The organism is Kitasatospora phosalacinea, assembly GCF_030268885.1.
Taxonomy (GTDB): Bacteria; Actinomycetota; Actinomycetes; order Streptomycetales; family Streptomycetaceae; genus Kitasatospora; species Kitasatospora phosalacinea_C.
Genome location: NZ_BSSA01000018.1, coordinates 1 through 22,472, shown reverse-complemented (window position 1 = coordinate 22,472; position 22,472 = coordinate 1). Strand labels below are relative to the sequence as shown.

Below are 22,472 nucleotides of genomic sequence, written 5' to 3'. Positions count from 1 at the left end.
TCAGGTCTGCTGCGTCGCCGGGCGTCCCAGAACGCCAAAGGTCGAGTGTAGTCGCAGCCCGCGACCGCCCCGGGCGGGTGACCACGCCCCGGGCGGGCTCAGAGCATGAAGTCGGGGACGCCCGCGGGCAGCACGAACCGGAACCGGGCGCCGCCGCCCTCGGCCCGGCTGATCCGGATCACCCCGCCGTGCGCCTCCACGATGCCCTTCACGATGTACAGGCCCAGGCCGGTGCCGCCCCGCCGGGAGCCCCGCCAGAACCGGGTGAACACCCGCGGCATCGCCTCCTCGGGGATGCCCGCGCCCTGGTCGCTGACGGTCACCGCGGTGCCCTCCACCACCCGCGGCGGCGTGCCGGGCACCTCCACCAGCTCCTCGGCCGGCCCGACCTCGATGGTGACGGTGCCCTCGCCGTGCCGCACCGCGTTCTCCAGCAGGTTGGCCAGCACCTGGTCGATCTTGTCCGGGTCGCCCCACTGCTCGACGGGCGGCCCGGCCACCTTGATGTCGAAGCGCTCGGCCGGGGTCCCGGCGGCGACCTTCCCGGCCACGTGCCGGTGCACCGCCGCGGCCAGGTCGATGCGCTGCTTGCGGATCTCCAGTCGGCCCGCGTCGATCCGGGAGATGTCCAGCAGCTCGGCGATCAGCCGCACCACCCGGTCGGCGTCCGCGTCGACGGTCTCCAGCATGACCCGCTTCTGCCCGTCGTTGAACCGCTCCCACTTGGCCAGCAGGGTCGCCGTGAAGCCCTTCACGCTGGTCAGCGGCGAGCGCAGCTCGTGCGCGACGGTGGCGATCAGCTCGGCGTGCGAGCGCTCGGTGCGCCGCCGCGCCTCGGTGCCGCGCAGCGTCACCACCACCTGCCGCACCGGCCCGCCGGGCCGCTCGCGCACGTACCTGGCGCACACCAGCACCTCGCGCCCGTCCAGCAGCAGGTTCCGCTCGGGCTGCCCGGTGCGCACCGCGAGCCCGCCGTACGGGTCGGTGAGCCGCCACCAGCGGCGGCCGTCCAGGTCCTCCAGCGGCAGCGCCCGCTCCAGCTCGACGCCGATCGCGTGGCGCGCGGAGCGGCCGGTGATCCGTTCCGCGGCCCGGTTGAAGGCCACCACCCGGCCCCGCGCGTCCGCGACCACCAGTCCGTCCGGCAGGTCGTCAGGTTCGACCGGTGCCCAGTTGCCGCCGCCCATGGGTGTCCTCCCCCGCCCGCCCCCTCGCAGGCCCAGGAACCGACCCTAGCGCGAGCCGGCCTCGGCGCGACACCCGCCGCGGGAGCGCTGGGCGCGTGCGGAGGCGTACAGGCACACGGCGGCGGCCGTGGCGAGGTTCAGGCTCTCCGCGTGCCCGTGAATGGGCACCCGCACCACCTCGTCCGCCAGTGCGCGGGTCTCCTCCGGCAGGCCCCAGGCCTCGTTGCCGAACACCCAGGCGCACGGCCCCTGCAGGGTGCCCTCGTCCAGCTCCTGGTCCAGGTCGCGCTGCCCGGCCCCGTCCGCGGCCAGCACCCGCACCCCGGCCTCCCGCAGCCGCGCCACCGCCTCCTCCACCGGCACCCCGGTCGCCACCGGCAGGTGGAACAGGCTCCCCACCGACGCCCGCACCGCCTTCGGGTTGTACGGGTCCACCGAGGCGTCGGTCAGCACCACCGCGTCCGCCCCGGCCGCGTCCGCGGTGCGCAGCACAGTGCCCGCGTTCCCGGGGTCGCGCACGTGCGCGAGGACGGCGACCAGCTTCGGCCGGGCCGCCAGCACCTGCTCGAACGGGGTGTCGATGAACCGGCACAGCGCCACGATGCCCTGCGGGGTGACGGTGTCGCAGATGTCCGCGACGACCTCCTCGGTGGCGGTCAGCACCGGCCGGCTGGCCGCCCGCGCCGCGGCCACGATCTCCGCGTGCCGCTCGGCGGCCTCCGGCGTCACGTACACCTCGACCACGGCGTGCTCGCCGTCCGGCAGCCGCCCGAACGCCACCGCCTCCCGCACGGCCTGCGGGCCCTCGGCCAGGAAGCGCCGCTCCTTGCCGCGCTGGTTGCGCTTGGCCAGGCGGCGGGCGGCGACGACGCGCGGGGAGCGCAGGGAGGTCAGCAGGGGGGTCTCGGTGCTCATGCTCACGATCTTCGTCACGGACGGGCGGGTGCGCGATACGCGACGGACCCGCAGGCCGGGCGGCCTGCGGGTCCGGGGAACGCTCTCAGGACTGGCGCCTGGATCAGGCGGCGACCTTGGGGGCGTTGACGTCCGCCGGGAGCGCCTTCTGGGCGACCTCGACCAGGGCGTGGAACGCCACGGAGTCGTTCACCGCGAGGTCGGCCAGCATCTTGCGGTCGATCTCGACGCCCGCGGCCTTGAGGCCCTGGACGAAGCGGTTGTAGGTGATGCCGTTGGCACGGGCAGCGGCGTTGATGCGCTGGATCCAGAGCTGGCGGAAGTCACCCTTGCGCTTCTTGCGGTCGTTGAAGTTGTAGACCAGCGAGTGGGTGACCTGCTCCTTGGCCTTGCGGTACAGGCGCGAACGCTGACCGCGGTAGCCGGAGGCCCGCTCGAGGATGACCCGGCGCTTCTTGTGGGCGTTCACTGCCCGCTTGACGCGTGCCACTTCATTACTCCTTGGTTCCGGACCTCGGGTCGTGCCGGCGGTCCGTTATTCGATTCGGTCGGTAAGGATCAGCTGGTGCCCGCGACGCGGTCGCGGGCGGGCGATCACTTGCCGAGAAGCTTCTTGATCTTCTTCGCGTCGCCCGGGGCCATCTCGGCGTTGCCGGCCAGCTTGCGGGTCAGCGTCGAGGGCTTGTGCTCGAGCAGGTGGCGACGGCCGGCACGCTCGCGCAGCACCTTCCCGGAGCCAGTGATCTTGAAGCGCTTGCTGGCGCCGCTGTGCGTCTTCTGCTTCGGCATGTCGCCGTTTCTCCTCGTCGGTCCGTTCCGGCCCGCGCCGTGCGGCGCGGGCCGGAACTGGATGGATCTCGTCTCCAGGGCGGGACGCCCCGGAACCGGGTGCCTCGGCTCCCCGGCCCCCGAACCCGAAGGCTCAGGCGTCCTGGGCAGCCTCGGCGGGCTGCTCGACCTCGGCGGCCTCGACGGTCTCGGCGGCGGCCTCCTCGGCCACCTCCTCCTCCGCCTGGTCCGCGGCCGGTCCGCGACCCTGCCGCTCCGCCTTGCGGGCGTCAGCGGCGGCGCGGGCCTCGGCCATGGCCTCGGTCTTCTTCTTGTGCGGGCCGAGAACCATGATCATGTTTCGGCCGTCCTGCTTCGGGGCGGACTCCACGAAGCCCAGCTCCTGGACGTCGTCCGCGAGCCGCTGCAGCAGTCGGAAGCCCAGCTCGGGGCGGGACTGCTCACGACCGCGGAACATGATCGTGATCTTGACCTTGTCGCCCTGCTTGAGGAACCGGACGACGTGACCCTTCTTGGTGTCGTAGTCGTGCGGGTCGATCTTCGGCCGGAGCTTCATCTCCTTGATGACCGTGTGCGCCTGGTTCTTGCGCGCCTCACGGGCCTTCATCGCCGACTCGTACTTGAACTTGCCGTAGTCCATGAGCTTGCACACCGGCGGGCGCGCCGTGGCGGCGACCTCGACCAGGTCCAGGTCGTACTCCTGGGCAAGCTCCAGCGCCTTCGCGAGCGGGACGATGCCGACCTGCTCGCCGCTGGGACCGACGAGTCGCACCTCGGGGACGCGAATCCGGTCGTTGATGCGGGGCTCGGTGCTGATGGGGCCTCCTCGGTTGCACCTTTTCCGATGCGGCCGTCGGGCGGCGGTCGCACGTAGTGGTATTCGACCACTGGGCGGGGCTTCATTCATGCTCCGCTGCCCGTCGAGGGCACCGAGCGCACGAAAAAAGCCCCGCACGGTACAGGCGGGGCTCCACACGTTCCGGGACGCCCTCTCGGGCACCACTGCCGACGGACACTCCCTCACGGGCGCCCATCGCGGACCGGACCCGTCGGCCCTTCGGCCGATCAGGTGGGAGACTGTCGCGGTTGCCCTCTCGGGCCTCCTGAGTGGAGCCTCCACTTGCTGGCCGGGCAACCCGAAGGGTCGCCCGGCCGGTCAGTCTCGAATCATACCAGCGTTTCCCACCCGACCGGTATTCCAACCCCCTCCCGGCCGCCTTGTACGCTCCTTGCGTACTGCGCTTTCGCACCAGCCCCCTCGGAGTGACACCTTGACCAGCCAGCCCGACCACTCGCACGAGTCCGACCAGGCCCTCGGCTTCGACGACCTGACCCGCGACATCGCCGAGGTCCCCGCCGTCGAGGTGATCACCACCGTCGCCGTCCACCTGATGAGCGCCGCCGCCGTCAAGTGCGGCCTCGCCGAGGGCGGCGAGGCCGACAAGGACCTCGACGAGGCCCGCAAGCTCATCACCGCCCTGGCCGGCCTGGTCACCGCCGGGGCCCCCGAGATCTCCAACTTCCACGCCGCCCCCCTCCGCGACGGCCTCCGCTCCCTCCAGCTCGCCTTCCGCGAGGCCTCCCTCGTCCCCGACGCCCCCGGCACCGGCCCCGGCGAGAAGTTCACCGGCCCCGTCTACTCCTGACACCCCCGCGCAGAAGCCGCCCGCCCGGGAGAACTCCCCGGCGGGCGGCTTCTCCGTTCCCTCCCCCTCCCGCCCCGCCGAAGGCGCAGCCCTCCCCCTGCGCCCCGCCAGGGGCGCGGGGAACTGCGCGCGGCGGAAGGGCCCACGCAGAAGCCGCCCGCCGGGAGGACTCCCCCGGCGGGCGGCTTCGTGTCACGCGTTACGCGTCGTACTCGTCCAGCGGCGGGCACGAGCACACCAGGTTCCGGTCACCGTAGGCGCCGTCGATCCGTCGCACCGCCGGCCAGTACTTGTCCGCCGGGTTGACCCCCGCCGGGAAGACCGCCTCCTCGCGGGTGTACGGGTGCGCCCACTCGCCGGCCAGCATCGACGCGGTGTGCGGGGCGTTGCGCAGCGGGTTGTCGTCGGCGGCCCACTCGCCCGCCCCGACCTTCTCGATCTCGCCGCGGATCGCGATCATCGCCTCGCAGAAGCGGTCGATCTCGTGCAGGTCCTCGGACTCGGTCGGCTCGATCATCAGCGTCCCGGCGACCGGGAACGACATGGTCGGCGCGTGGAAGCCGTAGTCGATGAGCCGCTTGGCGATGTCGTCGACGCTGACGCCGGTCTCCTTGCTTAGCGGCCGCAGGTCGATGATGCACTCGTGCGCGACCAGCCCGCCGGGGCCGGTGTAGAGCACGGGGTAGTGCGGGGCGAGCCGCTTGGCGATGTAGTTGGCGTTCAGCACGGCCACCTGGGTGGCGCGCTTGAGCCCCTCGCCGCCCATCAGCCGGACGTACGCCCAGGAGATCGGCAGGATCGCCGCCGAGCCCCAGGGCGCGGCCGAGATCGGTCCGACGCCGGTCGCCGGGCCGGCCTCGGCCTGCAGCGGGTGGTTGGGCAGGTACGGCGCGAGGTGCTCGCGCACCGCGACCGGGCCGACGCCGGGGCCGCCGCCGCCGTGCGGGATGCAGAAGGTCTTGTGCAGGTTGAGGTGCGAGACGTCCGCCCCGAACTTGCCGGGCTTGGCGAGGCCGACCAGCGCGTTGAGGTTGGCGCCGTCGACGTACACCTGGCCGCCGGCCTCGTGGACGAGGGCGCAGATCCGGGTGATCTCGGTCTCGAACACGCCGTGGGTGGACGGGTAGGTGACCATCAGCACGGCCAGCTGCTCGCGGTGCTGCTCGATCTTCGCCTTGAGGTCCTCGACGTCCACGTCGCCGTCGGCGAGGGTCTTGACCACGACGACCCGCATGCCGGCCATCGCCGCCGAGGCCGCGTTGGTGCCGTGCGCGGAGGACGGGATCAGGCAGACGTCGCGCTGGGTGTCCCCGTTCGCCCGGTGGTACGCCCGCACCGCCAGCAGACCGGCCAGCTCGCCCTGCGAGCCCGCGTTCGGCTGGATCGACACCGCGTCGTAGCCGGTGACCTCGACCAGCTGCTGCTCCAGCTCGCGGATCAGCGTCAGGTAGCCCTCGGCCTGGTCGACCGGCGCGAACGGGTGCAGCTGACCGAACTCGGGCCAGGTGACCGGCTCCATCTCGGTGGTCGCGTTGAGCTTCATGGTGCAGGAGCCCAGCGGGATCATGCCGCGGTCGAGCGCGTAGTCGCGGTCGGAGAGGCGGCGCAGGTAGCGCAGCATCGCGGTCTCGGAGCGGTGGCTGTGGAAGACCGGGTGGGTGAGGTACTCGTCCTCGCGCAGCAGCCCGGCGGGCAGCGCGTCCGCGTCCTCGGCGATCTCCGCCTCGACGCCGAACGCGGCGAACACGGCCGCCAGGTGCGCGCGGGTGGTGGTCTCGTCGCAGGAGACCGAGACCCGGTCGCCGTCGACCCTGTGCACGTTGACGCCGCCGGCCAGCGCCGCGGCCACGACCTCGTCGGCCCGGCCCGGGACGACGGCCGTCACGGTGTCGAAGAACGCGTCGTGGGCGAGCTCGACGCCGCCCGCACGCAGGCCCGCGGCCAGCGCGGCGGCGTAGCGGTGGGTGCGGCGGGCGATGTCGGCGAGGCCGTCGGGGCCGTGGTAGACGGCGTACATGGAGGCCATCACGGCGAGCAGCACCTGCGCGGTGCAGATGTTGGAGGTGGCCTTCTCGCGGCGGATGTGCTGCTCGCGGGTCTGCAGGGCGAGCCGGTAGGCGCGGTTGCCGTCGGCGTCGACGGAGACGCCGACCAGGCGGCCGGGCAGGTTGCGGGCGTACTCGGCGCGGACGGCCAGGTAGCCGGCGTGCGGGCCGCCGAAGCCCATCGGGACGCCGAAGCGCTGCGAGGTGCCGCAGGCGATGTCGGCGCCGAGCTCGCCGGGCGAGCGCAGCAGGGTGAGGGCGAGCAGGTCGGCGGCGACGGCCACGACGGCGCCGAGCCCGTGGGCCTGCTCGATGACGGCCTTCAGGTCCCGCACCGCGCCGGAGGCGCCCGGATACTGGAGCAGCACGCCGAAGACGCCGCGCTCGGCGATCTCGGCGGGGATGCCCTCGGACAGGTCGGCGGTGACGACCTCGACGCCGGTCGGTTCGGCGCGGGTCTCGATCACGGCGAGGGTCTGCGGCAGGGTGTCCGCGTCGACCAGGAAGACCCCGGCCTTGTTCTTGGTGACGCGCCGGGCCAGCGCCATCGCCTCGGCCGCGGCGGTGCCCTCGTCGAGCAGCGAGGAGCCGGAGGTGTCCAGGCCGGTCAGGTCGGCGACCACGGTCTGGAAGTTGAGCAGCGCCTCCAGGCGGCCCTGCGAGATCTCCGGCTGGTACGGGGTGTAGGCGGTGTACCAGGCCGGGTTCTCCAGCACGTTGCGCAGGATGACCGGCGGGGTGAAGGTGCCGTAGTAGCCGAGGCCGATCATCGAGGTGAGGACCTGGTTGCGGCCGGCCAGCTCGCGCAGTTCGGCGAGCACCTGGGCCTCGCTGCGCCCGGCGGGCAGGCCGAGCGCGGTGAGGCTGCGGATGGCGTCGGGGACGGCGGCGTCGGACAGCTCGTCCAGGGAGGCGTAGCCGACCTGGGCCAGCATCTTCTGCTGGGCGTCGCTGTCGGGGCCGATGTGGCGGTGCTCGAAGGGGCTGGCCTGCTCAAGGTCGCTGAGCGTCGGCTGGGCGTTCATGGGGGTCGGGCCTCCTGGTCGCGGACCGGCGGTGGTACGCACGCCGACCGACTGCCGTGGAAGCCGGGCGGGCGGGCGAACCCGTCAGCCTCCCCCTCTGTCATCGGTACCTGAGAGCTTCACGCGTCCGGGCCGGGGCCCGCACGGCTTGCACCGTCGGCGAGGGCGGGTCCGACCGGCTCCGGTGCCGACGGTCCTGCCCTGCTTTCCAGAGTGACCTGTTCTCGCTCGGTACGGATGCCTGAGAGATTCCGGGGAGGGGTTGCTCCTTCGGCGTCCCGCACCCCCCGTTCAGCGGGGTCGGGACTCTCCCGAGCGGGCTCGGCGGTCGCCTCCGAGGTTACCAGCGCGGGCCCTTCCGATCACCGGTGCGGCCCTGTGATCTGCCCCGGACGGCGGCTTCCGGAGTGCCGCCGTCCGTTACGTGCCGTTTGGTGTGAAGTGGCGGCCCGGCACGCTCCTCCGACCGCCGCCCGCAACAGACCCCTGAGGAGCAGCAGGACTGGAGGACAGCGTGCAGACCGATATCGATCCGCGCGACCTGATCGGACACAAGGCGGTCGACCGGAACGGTGACAAGATCGGCACGGTCGACGAGGTGTACCTGGACGACGCCACCGGCGAGCCGGAGTGGGCGGCCGTCCGCACGGGGATCTTCGGCCGGGACGCCTTCGTCCCGCTGACCACCAGCGAGTTCGCGGGCGACGAGTTGCGCGTCCCGTACGACAAGTCGCTGATCAAGGAGTCCCCGGACTTCGGCGTGGGCCAGCACCTCTCCCCGGCCCAGGAGTTGCAGCTGTACCGCTACTACGGACTGGACACCGGCGGCGACGCCGGTTCGGGCCCCGCGGCGAAGGCCGCGGCCGGGACGGCGGGGTCCGCGGGTGCGGCCGCGAAGGAGCACCCGCGCCAGGAGCACGCGGCGGACCGCGACTTCGGCACCGTCGCCTCCACCCCCAGCCCGGCCCCGGCCCCCGCCCCGGCGCCCGCGGCCGCCCCGGTCGCCGCCGCGGCCGCCGCGCCGACGGCCTTCGCCGCGACCCGGACCGAACCGGCGACGCAGCAGCACCAGCACCAGCAGCACCAGCAGCACCAGCAGCAGTCCGCCCCGGCGGAGCGCCCGGACGGGGCGCGGCCGACCGCACCGGTGGAGATCACCTGCCGCGAGGAGCGGATCGACATCACCACCGAGTGGCACGCGGTGGGCACCACCCGGCTGCGCAAGTACGTGACCACCGAGCAGGTGGAGCGCCGGGTGCCGGTGGTGCGCGAGCGGGTGCGGGTGGAGCGGATCCCGGTGTCGGACGCGGAGCGGGCGGCGCTGAGCGAGCAGGAGATCGCCGAGGCGGTCGAGGAGGTCACGCTGCGCGAGGAGCGTCCGGTGGTGCGCAAGTACCTGGCGCCGATCGAGCGGGTGCGCCTGGTGGTGGAGCGGTACACCGAGGAGGAGGTGGTCCGCGAGGAGCTGCGCCGCGAGCAGGTGGAGGTGCACGACGCGGCCGCCGGCGGCGGGGACGGCGAGGGGGCGCAGCAGCGGCAGCCGTGGAACGCGCAGCCGCAGTCGCCGACCGCGGCGAAGCCGCAGCCGTCCGCCGCGGGCGGCGGTGCCGAGCACGCCCGCCCGGAGCCGCTGCGCTCCTGACGGCCCGCCGCACCACCGGGCCCCGGCCCCGGTCCGCTCCGGCGGGCCGGGGCCGGCGCTTTGCCAAAGCTTCACCGATCGATATTTGACAGAGTGAAGCATCTCCCGACATGGTTACTTCAGTTCATGCACTATCGCCTGTCTGAAGCAACCCGTCGGAGGAGTCCCCGTGAGTGAGGCACCACAGCCCACCCCCACGGCCGCCAAGCCCACCAGCGCCCGGGTCCTGCCCGCCCTGATCCTGGCCATGCTGGCCTTCAGCGTGGTGCAGACCGCGGTCGTCCCGATCCTGCCGGGCCTGGCCCGCGAGCTGAACGTCTCGGGCTCCAGCATCACCTGGCTGATGACCGCCAACCTGCTCTCCGCCGCGGTCCTCACCCCGCTGCTCGGCCGCTTCGGCGACCTGCGCGGGCGCAAGCCCATGCTGCTGGTCTCGCTGGCCGGCCTGGTTCTCGGCTCCGGCCTCGCCGTGTGCACCCACTCCTTCACCTGGCTGCTGGTGGCCCGGGTGCTGCAGGGCGCGGGCGGCGGCGTGCTGCCGCTGGCGATCAGCATCGTCCGCGACGAGCTGCCCCGGCACAAGGTCACCGGCGGCGTCGCCGCGATCTCCGCCTCGATGGGCGTCGGCTCCGGCCTGGGCCTGGTCGCCACCGGCCTGCTGCTGGAGCACTGGAGCTACAAGTCGATCTTCTGGATGGGCCTGGTCTTCGGCCTGGTCGCGGTCGCCCTGGTGGTCCTGCGGGTGCCCACCGACCCGGTCGTCGACAAGGAGGGCGGCGCCGACCCGCTCGGCGCGCTCACCCTGGCCGGCTGGCTCTCCGCCCTGCTGGTCGCCGTCAGCCAGGGCAACCACTGGGGCTGGACCTCCAACCGCACCCTCGGTCTGTTCGCCGTCGCCGCCGTGGTCGCCCTGCTCTGGGTCCTCGTCGAGTCCAAGGTCACCCACCCGCTGGTCGACCTGTCGATGATGGCCCGCCCCGCCGTCGCCTTCACCAACCTCTCCGGCCTGCTGATCGGCTTCGGCATGTACGGCTCGTTCATGGTGATCAGCAACTTCGCGCAGACCCCGGAGAAGCTCGCCCACTACGGCTTCACCGCCACCGTCCTGCACGCCGGCGTCATGCTGCTGCCCTCCGCGATCGGCTCGATGGTCGCCGCCCCGCTCGGCGCCCTGCTGATCGCCCGCCGCGGTCCCCGCCTCCCGCTGGTCCTCGGCGGCCTCCTCGGCGCCGTCTCGATGGCCTACCTGGCGCTGCGCCACGGCGCCGAGTTCGACCTCTACTTCTCCTCCGCGGTCTTCGGCCTCGGCGTCGGCCTCGCCTACGCGGCGATGCCCGCCTACATCAACGGCGCCGTCCCCGCCGAGCAGTCCGGCATCGCCAACGGCATGAACGCCGTGCTGCGCACCGTCGGCGGCGCGGTCGGCACCGCCGTGATGAGCGCGATCCTCACCGGCGACACCCTCAAGCTGCCGATCCCCGTGCAGCTCCCCACCGAGAACGCCTACCAGAACGCCTTCTGGGTGGCCGGCGCGATGTGCCTGGTCGCCGCGGTCGTCCCGTTCGCCATCCGCGCCGCCAAGTCCGCCCCGGCCTCCCCCGCCGAGCAGGCCGCCCCGGCGCTCACCAAGACCGACGCCTGACGGCGTCCCCCTCGCGTCCTGGACACACGCGAGCAACAGGGAGCACCCCTCGCCACGGGCATCGGCGGGGGGTGCTCCCTTTCCCGCGCGCTCAGCCCCCGCCCGCCGGAGGCCGGAGCGGCAGCGCCCCCGAGGGCTCCAAATCCCCGTCCCCCACCGCGAACGTGCGCACCCGCCCCACCCCCGAGTACGGCGTCTCGAACCGCACCGTCACCCGCCCGACCCCGCTGCCCTGCACCCAACCGGGCCCGAACTCGCGGTGCGTGACGTCCTGCCCGGGCCACCACCGCCGGGCCGCCGGGTCGACCTCCACCGCCTCCTCGACCGTCTCCTCGACCACCGCCGCCGGGCCCGACTCCCGTTCCTCCCGCTCCAGTTGGGCGAACAGGTCCTCCTGGGTGTAGTCCGCGAGCTGCGCGACGCCCACGCCCAGCAGCCGCACCCCGCCCGTGACGTCGACCTGCGTCGCCAGCCGCCGCGCCGTCGCGGCGATCACCTCCGCGTCGTCCGTCGGCCCGCGCAGCGTCTCGGAGCGGGTCAGCGTGGAGAAGTCGAACCGCCGGACCTTGAGCACCACCGTCCGCCCGGAGCGCCCGGCCGCCCGCAGCCGCCGCACGCAGCGCGCGGCCAACTGCTCGATCTCGTACAGGATGCGGTCCCGGTCGGCGAGGTCGACCTCGAAGGTGTCCTCCACCGACACCGACTTGGCGTCCCGGTCCGGCACCACCGGCCGCTCGTCCCAGCCGAGCGCCATCTGGAACACGCCCGCGCCGTGCGCCTTCCCGAGCAGGGCGACCAGCTCCTCGAACCCGGCCTCCGCGAGGTCCGCCACCGTGGTCAACCCGGCCCGGCGCAGCGCCTGTTCGGTCGCGGGCCCGATCCCGGGCAGGGCCCGCACCGGCATCGGGGCCAGCACCGCCCGCTCGGTGCCGGGCTCGATCAGCACCAGCCCGTCCGGCTTGGCCTGCTCGGAGGCGATCTTGGCCATCAGCTTGGACCCGGCGACACCGACGGACGCGGTCAGCCCGGTGCGCTCCACGATGTCCGCCCGCAGGTCCTCGGCCAGGGCCAGCACCAGCTGCGCCCCCTCGGCGGGCGTGGTCGCGGCGGCCAGCGCGGGCCCGTACGGCCCGGCCTCCAGGTCGACGAAGGCCTCGTCCAGGCTGAGCGGCTCGACCAGCGGGGAGCGCTCCCGCAGCAGGCCCATGACGATCTCGCTGTTGGCCCGGTAGGCGTCGAACCGGCCGGTCAGGAAGGCCGCGTTCGGGCACAGCCGACGGGCCTGCGCCATCGGCATCGCCGAGTGCACCCCGAACCTGCGCGCCTCGTAGGAGGCGGTGGAGACCACGCCGCGCCCGCCGAGGCCGCCGACGACGACGGGCTTGCCGCGCAGGCTCGGCTTGGACGCCTGCTCCACCGCGGCGAAGAAGGCGTCCATGTCGAGGTGGAGGATGCTCGGCACGGTCCGCACCGCTCGATCATCCCGCGCACCACCGACAATCCCCGCTCAGCCCTGCCCGGCGCCCCCCGCCGCGTCCGCGAGCGCCCGCGCCACCCCGTCCTCGTGCGGCCCCAGCAGCGTCGGGTCCGGCCGCAGCAGCACGCTCAGCGCCGCCTTCACCGCACTGCCGACCTCCCGCGCCTCGCCGTACTTCCAGGTGGTGTCGTGCCACTCCTCCACCCCGACCCCGTACGCGTCGATCCCGGCCGCCTCGCACAGCGCCAGCGCCCGCCGGACGTGGAAGGTCTGGCTGACCAGCAGCGCCCGGTCCACGCCGAAGATCCGGTGCGCCCGGCTGCACGAGTCCCAGGTGTCGAAGCCCGCGTAGTCGCCGACCACCCGCACCGCGGGCACCCCGCGCTCGATCAGGTACGCGCGCATCGCGTCGGTCTCGTCGTACTGGACGGTGCCGTTGTCGCCGGTCACCAGGATCGCCCGGACCTTGTGCGCCCGGTACAGCTCCAGCGCCGCGTCCAGCCGGTGCGCCAGGTACGGGGAGGGAACGCCGTCCATCAGCCCGGCGCCGAACACCACCGCGACGGGGGCCCCGGGCGCGCTCGCCACCGTGCCGACCTTCGCGGACCGGCCGAGGTGCAGCCAGGCGCTCGGCGCCAGCCCCAGCGCGGAGCACAGCACCACCGCCTGGAACCAGCGGCGCTGCCGCCGCCGGTCCGCCGGCCGCACCGCGCACCACGCCGCCCGGGCCCGCCGCCCCGCACACCTCAAGATCGTCGACACGGACGGGAGGACGAACCGGCCCGCCCCCGCGGTTCCCGCCGGGGGTCAGACCGCGCGGTTGCGGCGCTGCGCCAGCTCGTCGCCCGGGTCGTGGCCGATCAGCGTCTCGCCGGTGTCGGTGCGCTCGCCGTGCAGCCGGCCCAGGGTGGTCTCCAGCTCCTGCCAGACCGCGCCGACCGCGATGCCGAACACGCCCTGCCCGCCGTTCAGCAGGTCGACCACCTGCTGCGGCGAGGTGCACTCGTAGACCGTCGCGCCGTCGCACATCAGGGTCAGCCCGGTCAGCCCGGCCTGGTCGGCGGACTGCAGGTGGGTGACGGCCACCCGGATGTTCTGCAGCGACACGCCCGCGTCCAGCAGCCGCTTGACGATTTTCAGCAGCAGAATGTCCCGGAAGCTGTACAGCCGCTGCGCCCCGGCCGGGTACGCGGAGCGCACCGAGGGCTCCAGCAGGCCGGTGCGCGCCCAGTAGTCGAGCTGCCGGTAGGTGATGCCCGCGGCGGCGCAGGCCGTCGGCCCGCGGTAGCCGACCAGGGCGGACGTCGGGGCGAGCCGCTCGATCGCGGGCTGCCCGGGCTGGACGGCCGGGAAGCGGCCGAGCCGCGGCAGTTCCTCCGCCTCGGGCTCGGGCCGCCAGGGCCGCCCGATCAGGGGCCGGCCGGCCCGCGGCAGGTGCACCGCGCACAGCGCCCCGGAACGCGTCTCGTCGCCGGTGCCGCTCATCGCCAACCTCCGTCCATTCCGCCCAAGGCCCCACGGGACCCGCAGGAGCCCTGCCGGGCCCCGGGCTGCGGGTGGCCCGTCCGGCGGGCCATCACCTGACGGTAGGCAGTCGCCCGAGCACCGTCAACGATCGCCACGCCGGGGGCTTCCACAAACTTCACCCCATCGAGTGGTTATTCGTGCCCCATGTGTGGGTAGCAGAACGCATTTCCGGCCCAACCGAGTTGCGGCCCGCCGCCGACCGGACTAGCGCACCGGCTCCCGCCCGGTCACCGCGAGCCACCGGCCGCGCCCGGCCCCGGAGGTCCCGGCGTCACTGCGGGCCGCCGCCGAAGTCCTCCGGCGAGACCTGGTCCAGGAACTCCCGGAACTTCTCGACCTCGTCCTCCTGCTCGTCCGGGATCGAGATGCCGGCCTCCGCCAGCACCTCCTCGCTCCCGTAGATCGGCGTACCGGTGCGCAGCGCCAGCGCTATCGCGTCCGAGGGGCGTGCGCTCACCTCGACACCACCGGCGAACACCAACTCGGCGTAGAACACCCCGTCCCGGAGGTCGTTGATCCGCACCTCGGTCAGCTGCTGCCCGAGCGCGCCGAGCACGTCCTTGAACAGGTCGTGCGTCAGCGGCCGGGCCGGAGTCATGCCCTGCTGGGCGAAGGCGATCGCGGTCGCCTCGCCCGGCCCGATCCAGATCGGCAGGTAGCGGTCACCGCCGACCTCCCGCAGCAGCACGATCGGCTGGTTTGAGGGCATCTCCACCCGGACACCCACGACGTCGAGCTCATTCACACCAGCAACCCTATGGCGCACGCCCCCGATAGGAAAGCGCAGCAGGCAGCGGCCGCCGCGATCCGGACCCGCCGGCCGCCCGGCCGCCACCGGCCGCTCAGGACCGGGCCCGCAGCCCCGCCTGCACCATCGCCGCGTGCAGCCGCACCGACAGGGTGGCCAGTTCCCGCGCCGTCGCCTCCGCGTGCGCCCGGGTCTGCGGGTTGCGGTGCCGCCGCAGCGGCGCCACCACCTGCTCCACCAGCGCCACCTCGCGCTCGGCCGCCGCCTTCATCGCCCGCAGGTGCCGCGGCTCCAGGCCGAACCGGCCCAACTCCGCCACCAGCCGGGCGATCTGCAGCGCCTCGCCGTCGTACCCGCCGTCCGGGCCCGGCTGCACCAGCCCGTACGCCTCCCACTCGGCCAGCTCGCGCTCCTGCGCCTCGGCCGCCGCGATCAGCTCGGCCCGGCCCAGCCGCACCCCGCCCGCCACCGCGGCCGCGGCCGCCAGCTCCCGGTCCGCCTCCTCCAACGGCCCCGGACGGGCCTCCGCCCCCGGCAGCGCCGGGGGCTGCTCGCCGCGCTCGATCGCGTCCAGGTGCTCGCGGATCACCCGCAGCGGCAGGTAGTGGTCGCGCTGCATCCGCAGCACGTACGCCAGCCGCTCCACGTCCGCCGCCGAGAACTTCCGGTAGCCGGACGGGGTGCGCTGCGGCTCGACCAGGCCCTCCGCCTCCAGGAAGCGGATCTTGGAGATGGTCACCTCCGGGAAGTCGTCCCGCAGGAAGGCCAGCACCGCGCCGATCGACAGCAGCTCGTCACCCCGCCGGCGCGCCTCGCCCGTGCGGCGCGAGGCCGGCACGGGCGAGGACCCGAGGGACGGGGTAGGAATCTGTGGGGTCACTCGGGCTCCAAACGGAGAAGTGGTCAGTACCCCCGGTGGTGGCTGGCGAAGAACACCAGCCGGTACTTCCCGATCTGCACCTCGTCGCCGTTGCTGAGCAGCACCTCGTCGATCCGCTCCCGGTTCACGTAGGTGCCGTTCAGGCTGCCCACGTCCGCGACCGAGAAGCCGCCGTCGGGCTGCCGACGGAACTCCACGTGCCGACGCGACACCGTCACGTCGTCCAGGAAGATGTCGCCCTGCGGGTGCCGCCCCGCCGTGGTCACGTCCGAGTCCAGCAGGAACCGGCTGCCCGAGTTCGGGCCGCGCTGCACGATCAGCAGCGCCGAGCCCGGCGGCAGCGCGTCGATCGCCGCCATCACCTCGGCCGACAGCGCCGGAGTGGCACCCGTCGAGGTCGCGGTCGGGTCGTACGACTCGATGCCGGAGATCGAGATGGTCGAGGTGGTCTCCACCGCGCCCTCAGCGAAGCCGCCACGCAGCTGCGTGCCGCAGTTCGAGCAGAAACGGGCCTGAGCCGGGTTCTGGTTCCCGCACCGCGGGCACGGGCTGGTGCCAGCCATGTTCACAGCCTCCTGGCGCGGCACACCCGACTGGACGTGCCCGGCATAGGGGTCCGGGGCAAACCCTCCACCGGAGGTTGAGGGTCCTGCCGGGAAACCTATGCGCGGCCCGCCCGCCGAATCAACCGACGCGCCGTACGCCGCGTCGAACTGCCCGGTCGGGATGCCCGCGCCCTGGGTCACGTCGTCCCGGTACATCGGACGCTGCCCCTCCGGCGCCGGACGCATCGACGGCACCCCGGCGTCCTCCTGCCGGTAGCGCGCGGTCGGCGCCTCTGCCGCCTTCTTGTTGCGGCCGAAAAGCTTCGAGAAAAAACTCACGGGCGAATCCCCTTGCGTGTGACAGAACCGCCCGCGGGGCAGGGTTCAAGGCTCGGTGTGGCGGTGGGACCGGCATCGGACCGGAGACTGACGAGCGGTAAGACCCAGTGTCGCCGACCCGCCGCGGAAACCCACCACCGGGGGCTGCCCGCAGCTGACGAACCGTACGGAGCGCGCCCCGTCACTTCGCCGCCGGCTTGCCGTACTGCAACGGCTTCGGCGCGGCCAACGCGTCCACCAGCACCTTCTGCTGCTGGACGATGGTCGCCCGCGCCTGATGGTTCTCCAGGCTGCGCACCACGCCACCGGGGATGTTCAGCGCCGGAGTCAGGTCCTGCGGATTGCCCACCACGGTGAAGCGGAACGGCTGCGAGACGTCCTTGCCGTCGATGCGCACACCGTTCCCCGACGAGTTGTCGGTGAAGTAGGTTCCGGCCACCACGCGCACGTCGTTGATCTGAATCGCCTCCGCCCCCGCTGCTCGGAGTTCCTGCAGGGTGTCCAGCAGCATATCGGCCTTCACCTGCCCTTGGGGATCATCGATCGTCAGCACGATCCCCGGGCCGGTCGCCTTCTCCGTCCCGGCCAGCACGCCCAGCTCGGCCGCCTTCTTCCGGGTCTGCTCCTGGGCCTCCTTGGCCTGGTTCGAGGAGTTCTCCAGCTGCGCCAGCGACTGCTCCAGCTGCGTCTTCTCCGACTGGAGGCGCTGCTGCTTGCCGTCCAGTTCGTCGAGGATCCGCACCAGGTCCTCCTGCCGGGCCCCGCGCAGCTCGCTGTGGTCGTTGGTCGAACGGACCTGGATCGCCAGCGCCAGCCCCAGCGCGAACAGCAGCAGCGCCACCACCAGCTGGCCCCGCGACACCCGCGGCGGCCACAGCGCCGCCTTCAGCCGCGTCCGCCCGTCCGACGGCAGACGCACCGGCTCCTGCGGCACCACCGCCGCCGGCGGCTCCTCGGCCGCAGGCACCTCCTCCGGCGTGCGGACGGCCTCCCCGGCCGCGGGCTCGACCTCCCCGGCCTCCGCCGCCGCGGGCACCTCGGCCGCGGGCTCCGCCCCGGGCTCCTCGCCGACCGGCGGCTCCGCCTCCCGCTCCCGCGGCTCCTTCTCCTCGCTCACAGCCGCTCCCTACGCCCTGAACACGTGCCGACGGATCGCCGCCGCGTTCGAGAAGATCCGGATGCCCAGTACCACCACCACGCCGGTGGACAGCTGCGACCCCACGCCCAGCTGGTCGCCCAGGAACACGATCAGCGCCGCCACCACGACGTTCGACAGGAAGGACACCACGAAGACCTTGTCGTCGAAGATCCCGTCCAACATCGCCCGCACGCCGCCGAACACCGCGTCCAGCGCCGCCACCACCGCGATCGGCAGGTAGGGCACCACCGCGTTCGGCACCTCGGGCTGCACGAACACGCCGACGATCACGCCGATCACCAGACCCAGTACGGCAATCACGGTGTAGCAGCTCCTGTTCCGGTGGGAGTGGAAGTGGACTTCGCGGTCGACCGCGCGGACTTCGACGGCGTCCCGCTCCTGGCCGCGCCCGGCGAACCGGACGGCGGGGCGGAGGACGCGGAGGAACCCGACGGCGAGGGGGGCGGCGGCGTCGCAGCCGGGGACGGCTCCGCGGACGCCTCCGGCCCGGCCACCCGGAGCGTCACGCCCAGCGCGGCCGGCAGGGTCAGCGACTTCTGCGTCGACAGCGTCGAGCGGATCCCGTAGCTGTCCTGGATGATCTTGAGGTAGTGGCCGCCCTCGTTGTCCTGGAAGGCCCGCGCCAGCCGCGGCCCGTCCCCGATCGCCAGCACCGTGTACGGCGGCACCAGCGGCCGGTTGTCGACCAGGATCGCGTCGCCCGCCGCCCGGATCGCCGACAGCGCGGTCAGCCGCTGCCCGTTCACGGACACCGCCTCCGCCCCGGCCAGCCACAGGCCGTTCACCGCGTACTGCAGGTCGTGGTCCTTGACCCGCCCGTTCTTGCCGTAGCCGCCGCCGTTGCGCGGATCGCTGACGTTGCCGCCCGAACCGCTGCCGGACGCGTCGTCGATCACCAGCTTGACGCCCGGCCCGGTGATCTCCCCCGTCCCGGTCTGCGCCGCCAGCGCCGCCGCCCCGCCGTCGTCCCCGGTCTGCAGCGCCGCGTCCTGGGCCTGCTCGACCTTGTCGCGGTCCTCCTCGACCTGCCGCTGCAGGGCGTCCGCCGCCGCGTTGGCCTCGTTGACCCGGCTGACCAGCGCGTCCCGCTCCTTCGCCAGGACGGGCGCCGCCGCGTGCGTGTTCACCGCCCCGACCGTCACCACGACCGTCGCCAGCGCCAGCCCCAGGGCCAGCACCAGCCGACCCTTGGCCGTCGTCGGCAGCCGCGAGCTGCCCTCCGCCCCGCGCGCCCGGGCCGCCTCCGCGTACCCGTCGTCGAGCGAGTGCTCCATGACCGTGGTCAACAGGGACATCGAGGCGTCCGGACGGCGGAAGCGCCCCTCCGGGTCACTCGGTGTCGGCGTTGCTGGCATGCCGGACATCGTTTCACGACCACGAGGTACCCCACGACCAGCTCCCGGCCCCGCAGGACGGTTTCGGCACAGGATCGTGACAAACGCCCCGGCGGGGCGGGCCTCCCGGGCCCGCCCCGCCGGTTCTCGCGCCTCCTACTTCCCGGCGCCGTCCACGACCGCGGCCCACTCGTCGAGCAGCCGCTCGGTCGCCTCGTCGTCCGGACCCTCCGCCCACAGGTGCGTGACGGCCTCCGCCGGGTCCGGCAGGACCAGCGTCCACCGGCCGTCCGGCTCGACCACCCGCACGCCGTCCGTGGTGTCCAGCTTCCGGTTCCCGGCCGCCTCCACCACCGAGCGCATCACCATGCCCTTGGCGGCCCACGGCGTCGCGATGTCCCGCTTCTGGATGTGCGCCTGCGGGATCCGGGCGTCGATCTGGCTCAGCGTCAGCTGCGTCCGCGCCACCAGGCCGACCAGCCGCACGAACGCCGCCGCCCCGTCCAGCACCCCGGAGAACTCGGGCACCACGAAACCGCCGCGCCCGTCACCGCCGAAGACCGTGCCGTCCGCCGCCGCGGCCTTCGCCAGGTCGTCCGGCGAGGTCGTCGTCCAGATCACCTGGGTGCCGTGGTACGCCGCCACCTGCTCGGCGATCCGCGTCGTCGTCACCGGCAGCGCCACCTGCCCGGAACGGCGCTCGGCCGCCACCAGGTCCAGCAGCACCAGCAGCGCCCGGTCGTCCTGGATCACCCGACCGAGCTCGTCCACGAAGGACACCCGCTCACCCACCGGGTCAAACCGCACCCCGAACGCCGCCTGCGAGGACGCCACCAGCTCGCCCAGCCTCGCCAGCGCCGCCCGCCGCTCGTCCGCGCCCTCGGTCGGCCGCGACTCGTCCAGACCGCCGGCCACCGTCAGCGTCTCCACCCCGAGCCGCCCCAGGATGCTCGGCAGCACCAGTCCGGCACTGCCGTGCGCCGCGTCCACCACGACCTTCAGCCCGGCCTCCCGCACCCCCGAGGTGTCCACCGCCCGCAACAGGTTCGTCGCGTACGAGTCGAACACGCTCGCCGGGTGCAGCAGGTCGCCGATCTCGCCCGGGAACGCCCGCCGGAACTCCTGCCGCGAGTACACCCGGTCCAGCTTCCGCTGCCCGGCCTGCGACAGGTCCGCCCCGCGCTCGTCGAAGAACAGGATGTCCAGCGAGTCCGGCACCCCCGGCGTGGTCCGCAGGAAGATCCCGCCCGCGCTCCCCCGCGCCGTCGCCTGCCGGGCCACCGGCATCGGCACGTTCTCCAGGTCGCGGACGTCGATCGCACTGGTCTGCAGCGCCGAGATCATCGCCCGCTTCAACGCCCGCGCACCACGCGAGTGGTCACGCGCGATGGTGACCGTCGCGCCCTTCTTCAACGTGGTCGCGTACGCCCCCGCCAGCCGCACGGCCAGCTCCGGGGTGATCTCCACGTTCAGGATCCCCGACACGCCCCGCACCCCGAACAGGTGCTCCTGGCCGCGGGACTCCCAGATCACCGAGGTGTTGACGAAGGCGCCGGCCTCGATCGTCTTGAACGGGTAGACCCGGACGTTGCCCGCGATGATCGACTCCTCGCCGATCAGGCACTCGTCACCGATCACCGCCCCCTCGTCGATCCGCGCGGCCCGCATCACGTCGGTGTTCTTCCCGACCACGCACCCGCGCAGGTTGCTCTGCGGCCCCACGTACACGTTGTCGTGCACCACGGCCTTGTGCAGGAACGCCCCGCGCTTCACGACCACGTTCGACCCCAGCACAGTGTGCTCGCGCAGCTCCACGCCGGCCTCGACCTTGGCGTAGTCACCGATGTACAGCGGCCCCCGCAGCACCGCCTCCGGGTCCACCTCCGCACCCTCGGCCACCCACACGCCCGGCGAGATCTCGAACCCGTCCAGCTCGACCTGGACCTTCCCCTCCAGGACGTCCGCCTGGGCCTTCAGGTAGCTCTCGTGCGTGCCCACGTCCTCCCAGTAGCCCTCGGCGACGTAGCCGAACACCGGCTTGCCCTCCTTGAGCAACTGCGGGAACACGTCGCTCGACCAGTCGACCGACTCCCCGGCCGCCACGTAGTCGAAGACCTCCGGCTCCATCACGTAGATGCCGGTGTTCACGGTGTCCGAGAACACCTGCCCCCAGGTCGGCTTCTCGAGGAAGCGCTCGACCTTCCCCTCGTCGTCCGTGATGGTGATGCCGAATTCCAACGGGTTCGGCACCCGGGTCAGGCACACCGTCACCAGCGCGCCCTTCTCCCGGTGAAAGGCAATCAGGTCGGAAAGGTCGAAGTCCGTCAGCGCGTCGCCGGAGATCACCAGAAACGAATCGTCCCGCAGCGCGTCCTCGGCGTTCTTCACGCTGCCCGCCGTACCCAGCGGTGTTTCCTCGTTGGCATAGGTGAGGTGCATGCCCAGTTCCTCACCGTCACCGAAGTAGTTCTTGACCAACGACGCCAAGAACTGCACGGTCACCACAGTGTCAGTGAGGCCGTGCCGCCTCAGCAGCCGCAGCACGTGCTCCATGATCGGCCGATTGGCCACCGGCAGCAGCGGCTTGGGCATGCTGGAAGTCATGGGGCGGAGTCGAGTGCCCTCCCCGCCCGCCATCACAACGGCTTTCATTACGGGTGCGTCCTCCTTCGCGGTGGTGAACCCCTGCGGATCCATCAAACCGGTCCGACGCATCCCTACCCGGAAGAAAACGTCCGACTCACCGAGGAGGCCGTGTGAAACGTCTCAGGCTGATCTCAAACGGCAGCCGGACGCTCCGCCTGCAGGATCTGCCGGGCCTGCACCGCATACAGGGCACCGGCCCACCAGTACAGCGTCGTCCCCCACCAGATGAACGCCCAACTCACCACTCCCGCAACCCGGTGCACCCACCCCTCGCCCACCCCCAGCAGCAGCAGCGGAAACGCGTACATCAGATTGAACGTGGCCGCCTTCCCCAGGAAACTCACGTTCAGCGGCCCGTAACCCGCCCGGTTGAGCCGCAACAGCACCACCCCGACGAACGCCTCGCGCGCCACCAGCAGCGCCGTCAGCCACCACGGCAGGATCTCCCGCCAGGTCAACCCCACCAACGTCGAGACGATGTACAGCCGGTCAGCAGCCGGGTCCAGCAGTTGCCCCAGCCGGCTGATCTGCCCCCACCGCCGGGCCAGCTTCCCGTCCAGGTAGTCACTGACCCCGCTCAACATCAGGACGACGATCGCCCACCCGTCGTTCTTCGGCCCCCCGAAGACCGGCCACAGCACCAACCACAGGAAGATCGGCACGCCCACCAGCCGAGCCATGCTCAGCAGGTTCGGGATCGTGAGGACCCGGTCGGTCTGAACTCGCGTCTCCTGGACCTCCACGGTGCGGAGCCTCCTGTATTAACCACTGACGACTGTGCGGGACTGACCCTACAACAAGAAAGCCCCCTGACATCCCGTCAGGGGGCTTTCTCTGAAAGATTGTTCGGCGGCGTCCTACTCTCCCACAGGGTCCCCCCTGCAGTACCATCGGCGCTGTGAGGCTTAGCTTCCGGGTTCGGAATG

Annotated in this window: 20 protein-coding genes, 1 rRNA gene and 2 riboswitches; of the genes, 3 read left to right on the top strand and 18 right to left on the bottom strand. The window is 72.7% G+C overall.

The genetic code is table 11. The annotated features are described in order from the left end of the window. Positions 1 to 98: 98 nt before the first annotated feature. The 5 genes from QSK52_RS23885 to infC form a co-directional block, all read right to left on the bottom strand. Positions 99 to 1,187 carry a sensor histidine kinase gene (locus tag QSK52_RS23885; protein ID WP_285738186.1) on the bottom strand — a complete coding sequence of 363 codons (1,089 nt, stop codon included), beginning with the start codon at positions 1,185 to 1,187 and terminating at the stop codon, positions 99 to 101. Positions 1,188 to 1,232: 45 nt separating this feature from the next. Next, positions 1,233 to 2,102: a TrmH family RNA methyltransferase gene (locus QSK52_RS23880; protein WP_285738185.1), complete on the bottom strand. Its 870-nt coding sequence runs from the start codon at positions 2,100 to 2,102 to the stop codon at positions 1,233 to 1,235. 103 nt (positions 2,103 to 2,205) lie between these two features. Further along, on the bottom strand, positions 2,206 to 2,592 hold the full coding sequence (gene rplT, locus QSK52_RS23875; RefSeq protein WP_030921387.1) for a 50S ribosomal protein L20: 387 nt from the start codon (positions 2,590 to 2,592) through the stop codon (positions 2,206 to 2,208). A gap of 104 nt (positions 2,593 to 2,696) precedes the next feature. Next, entirely contained in the window at positions 2,697 to 2,891 is a 195-nt protein-coding gene (rpmI, locus tag QSK52_RS23870; RefSeq protein WP_030268653.1) for a 50S ribosomal protein L35, read from the bottom strand. A gap of 133 nt (positions 2,892 to 3,024) precedes the next feature. Continuing rightward, the gene (gene infC, locus QSK52_RS23865; RefSeq protein ID WP_435053341.1) at positions 3,025 to 3,663 is read right to left on the bottom strand and encodes a translation initiation factor IF-3; all 639 of its coding nucleotides are present in this window, start codon (positions 3,661 to 3,663) and stop codon (positions 3,025 to 3,027) included. Positions 3,664 to 4,162: 499 nt separating this feature from the next. Here infC and QSK52_RS23860 point away from each other — a divergent pair, with 499 nt between their 5' ends. After that, complete coding sequence (locus tag QSK52_RS23860; protein WP_033256284.1) at positions 4,163 to 4,537, top strand: DUF1844 domain-containing protein; 375 nt, start codon at positions 4,163 to 4,165, stop codon at positions 4,535 to 4,537. A 199-nt stretch (positions 4,538 to 4,736) separates the two neighbouring features. Here the strand turns inward: QSK52_RS23860 and gcvP are convergent, their stop codons facing one another. Continuing rightward, positions 4,737 to 7,607, bottom strand: coding sequence for an aminomethyl-transferring glycine dehydrogenase (gene gcvP, locus QSK52_RS23855; RefSeq protein ID WP_285738184.1), 2,871 nt, complete (start codon positions 7,605 to 7,607; stop codon positions 4,737 to 4,739). A gap of 90 nt (positions 7,608 to 7,697) precedes the next feature. Continuing rightward, a riboswitch (glycine riboswitch) is annotated at positions 7,698 to 7,824 on the bottom strand. 2 nt (positions 7,825 to 7,826) lie between these two features. Then, positions 7,827 to 7,931, bottom strand: a riboswitch (glycine riboswitch). Positions 7,932 to 8,121: 190 nt separating this feature from the next. Between gcvP and QSK52_RS23850 the strand changes: the two genes are divergently transcribed. Together QSK52_RS23850 and QSK52_RS23845 are read left to right on the top strand one after the other, a co-directional pair. Then, the gene (locus tag QSK52_RS23850) at positions 8,122 to 9,249 is read left to right on the top strand and encodes a PRC and DUF2382 domain-containing protein (RefSeq protein WP_285738183.1); all 1,128 of its coding nucleotides are present in this window, start codon (positions 8,122 to 8,124) and stop codon (positions 9,247 to 9,249) included. A gap of 169 nt (positions 9,250 to 9,418) precedes the next feature. Then, positions 9,419 to 10,891: an MFS transporter gene (locus QSK52_RS23845; RefSeq protein ID WP_285738182.1), complete on the top strand. Its 1,473-nt coding sequence runs from the start codon at positions 9,419 to 9,421 to the stop codon at positions 10,889 to 10,891. 91 nt (positions 10,892 to 10,982) lie between these two features. Here QSK52_RS23845 and QSK52_RS23840 read toward each other — a convergent pair whose 3' ends face one another. The 12 genes from QSK52_RS23840 to rrf all read right to left on the bottom strand — a co-directional run. Then, the gene (locus QSK52_RS23840) at positions 10,983 to 12,362 is read right to left on the bottom strand and encodes a DNA polymerase IV (protein WP_285738181.1); all 1,380 of its coding nucleotides are present in this window, start codon (positions 12,360 to 12,362) and stop codon (positions 10,983 to 10,985) included. A 36-nt stretch (positions 12,363 to 12,398) separates the two neighbouring features. Next, a complete protein-coding gene (locus QSK52_RS23835) occupies positions 12,399 to 13,130 on the bottom strand; it encodes a SanA/YdcF family protein (RefSeq protein ID WP_435053340.1) in 732 nt (243 codons plus the stop codon). Between the two features lie 45 nt (positions 13,131 to 13,175). Then, positions 13,176 to 13,853: a MerR family transcriptional regulator gene (locus QSK52_RS23830; protein ID WP_285738180.1), complete on the bottom strand. Its 678-nt coding sequence runs from the start codon at positions 13,851 to 13,853 to the stop codon at positions 13,176 to 13,178. A gap of 313 nt (positions 13,854 to 14,166) precedes the next feature. Then, on the bottom strand, positions 14,167 to 14,640 hold the full coding sequence (locus QSK52_RS23825) for a bifunctional nuclease family protein (RefSeq protein WP_285738179.1): 474 nt from the start codon (positions 14,638 to 14,640) through the stop codon (positions 14,167 to 14,169). A 97-nt stretch (positions 14,641 to 14,737) separates the two neighbouring features. Continuing rightward, positions 14,738 to 15,481, bottom strand: a complete 744-nt coding sequence (ftsR, locus tag QSK52_RS23820; RefSeq protein WP_285738178.1) for a transcriptional regulator FtsR — start codon at positions 15,479 to 15,481, stop codon at positions 14,738 to 14,740. A 65-nt stretch (positions 15,482 to 15,546) separates the two neighbouring features. Then, the gene (locus QSK52_RS23815; RefSeq protein ID WP_285738177.1) at positions 15,547 to 16,407 is read right to left on the bottom strand and encodes an FHA domain-containing protein; all 861 of its coding nucleotides are present in this window, start codon (positions 16,405 to 16,407) and stop codon (positions 15,547 to 15,549) included. A 181-nt stretch (positions 16,408 to 16,588) separates the two neighbouring features. Then, entirely contained in the window at positions 16,589 to 17,524 is a 936-nt protein-coding gene (locus QSK52_RS23810; protein WP_285738176.1) for a DUF881 domain-containing protein, read from the bottom strand. Positions 17,525 to 17,533: 9 nt separating this feature from the next. Continuing rightward, positions 17,534 to 17,866, bottom strand: a complete 333-nt coding sequence (locus QSK52_RS23805) for a small basic family protein (protein ID WP_030463668.1) — start codon at positions 17,864 to 17,866, stop codon at positions 17,534 to 17,536. Beyond that, positions 17,863 to 18,861, bottom strand: coding sequence for a DUF881 domain-containing protein (locus QSK52_RS23800; RefSeq protein WP_352230305.1), 999 nt, complete (start codon positions 18,859 to 18,861; stop codon positions 17,863 to 17,865). Before QSK52_RS23800 ends, QSK52_RS23805 begins: the two co-directional genes overlap by 4 nt. Before the next feature lie 195 nt (positions 18,862 to 19,056). Beyond that, positions 19,057 to 21,552 carry a mannose-1-phosphate guanyltransferase gene (locus QSK52_RS23795; protein ID WP_285738175.1) on the bottom strand — a complete coding sequence of 832 codons (2,496 nt, stop codon included), beginning with the start codon at positions 21,550 to 21,552 and terminating at the stop codon, positions 19,057 to 19,059. Between the two features lie 125 nt (positions 21,553 to 21,677). After that, positions 21,678 to 22,289 (bottom strand): CDP-alcohol phosphatidyltransferase family protein, encoded by a 612-nt coding sequence (locus QSK52_RS23790; RefSeq protein ID WP_285738174.1) that lies wholly within the window; start codon positions 22,287 to 22,289, stop codon positions 21,678 to 21,680. Between the two features lie 101 nt (positions 22,290 to 22,390). Continuing rightward, positions 22,391 to 22,472: ribosomal RNA gene (rrf, locus tag QSK52_RS23785) — 5S ribosomal RNA — on the bottom strand; the annotation flags it as partial.

What these genes read in the sequence shown, in the direction of transcription:
- QSK52_RS23885 (WP_285738186.1), bottom strand. Translation starts at nt 1,187, where the DNA reads ATGGGCGGCGGCAACTGGGCACCGGTCGAACCTGACGACCTGCCGGAC.
- QSK52_RS23880 (WP_285738185.1), bottom strand. Translation starts at nt 2,102, where the DNA reads ATGAGCACCGAGACCCCCCTGCTGACCTCCCTGCGCTCCCCGCGCGTC.
- rpmI (WP_030268653.1), bottom strand. Translation starts at nt 2,891, where the DNA reads ATGCCGAAGCAGAAGACGCACAGCGGCGCCAGCAAGCGCTTCAAGATC.
- gcvP (WP_285738184.1), bottom strand. Translation starts at nt 7,607, where the DNA reads ATGAACGCCCAGCCGACGCTCAGCGACCTTGAGCAGGCCAGCCCCTTC.
- QSK52_RS23830 (WP_285738180.1), bottom strand. Translation starts at nt 13,853, where the DNA reads ATGAGCGGCACCGGCGACGAGACGCGTTCCGGGGCGCTGTGCGCGGTG.
- QSK52_RS23800 (WP_352230305.1), bottom strand. Translation starts at nt 18,861, where the DNA reads ATGTCCCTGTTGACCACGGTCATGGAGCACTCGCTCGACGACGGGTAC.
- QSK52_RS23795 (WP_285738175.1), bottom strand. Translation starts at nt 21,552, where the DNA reads ATGAAAGCCGTTGTGATGGCGGGCGGGGAGGGCACTCGACTCCGCCCC.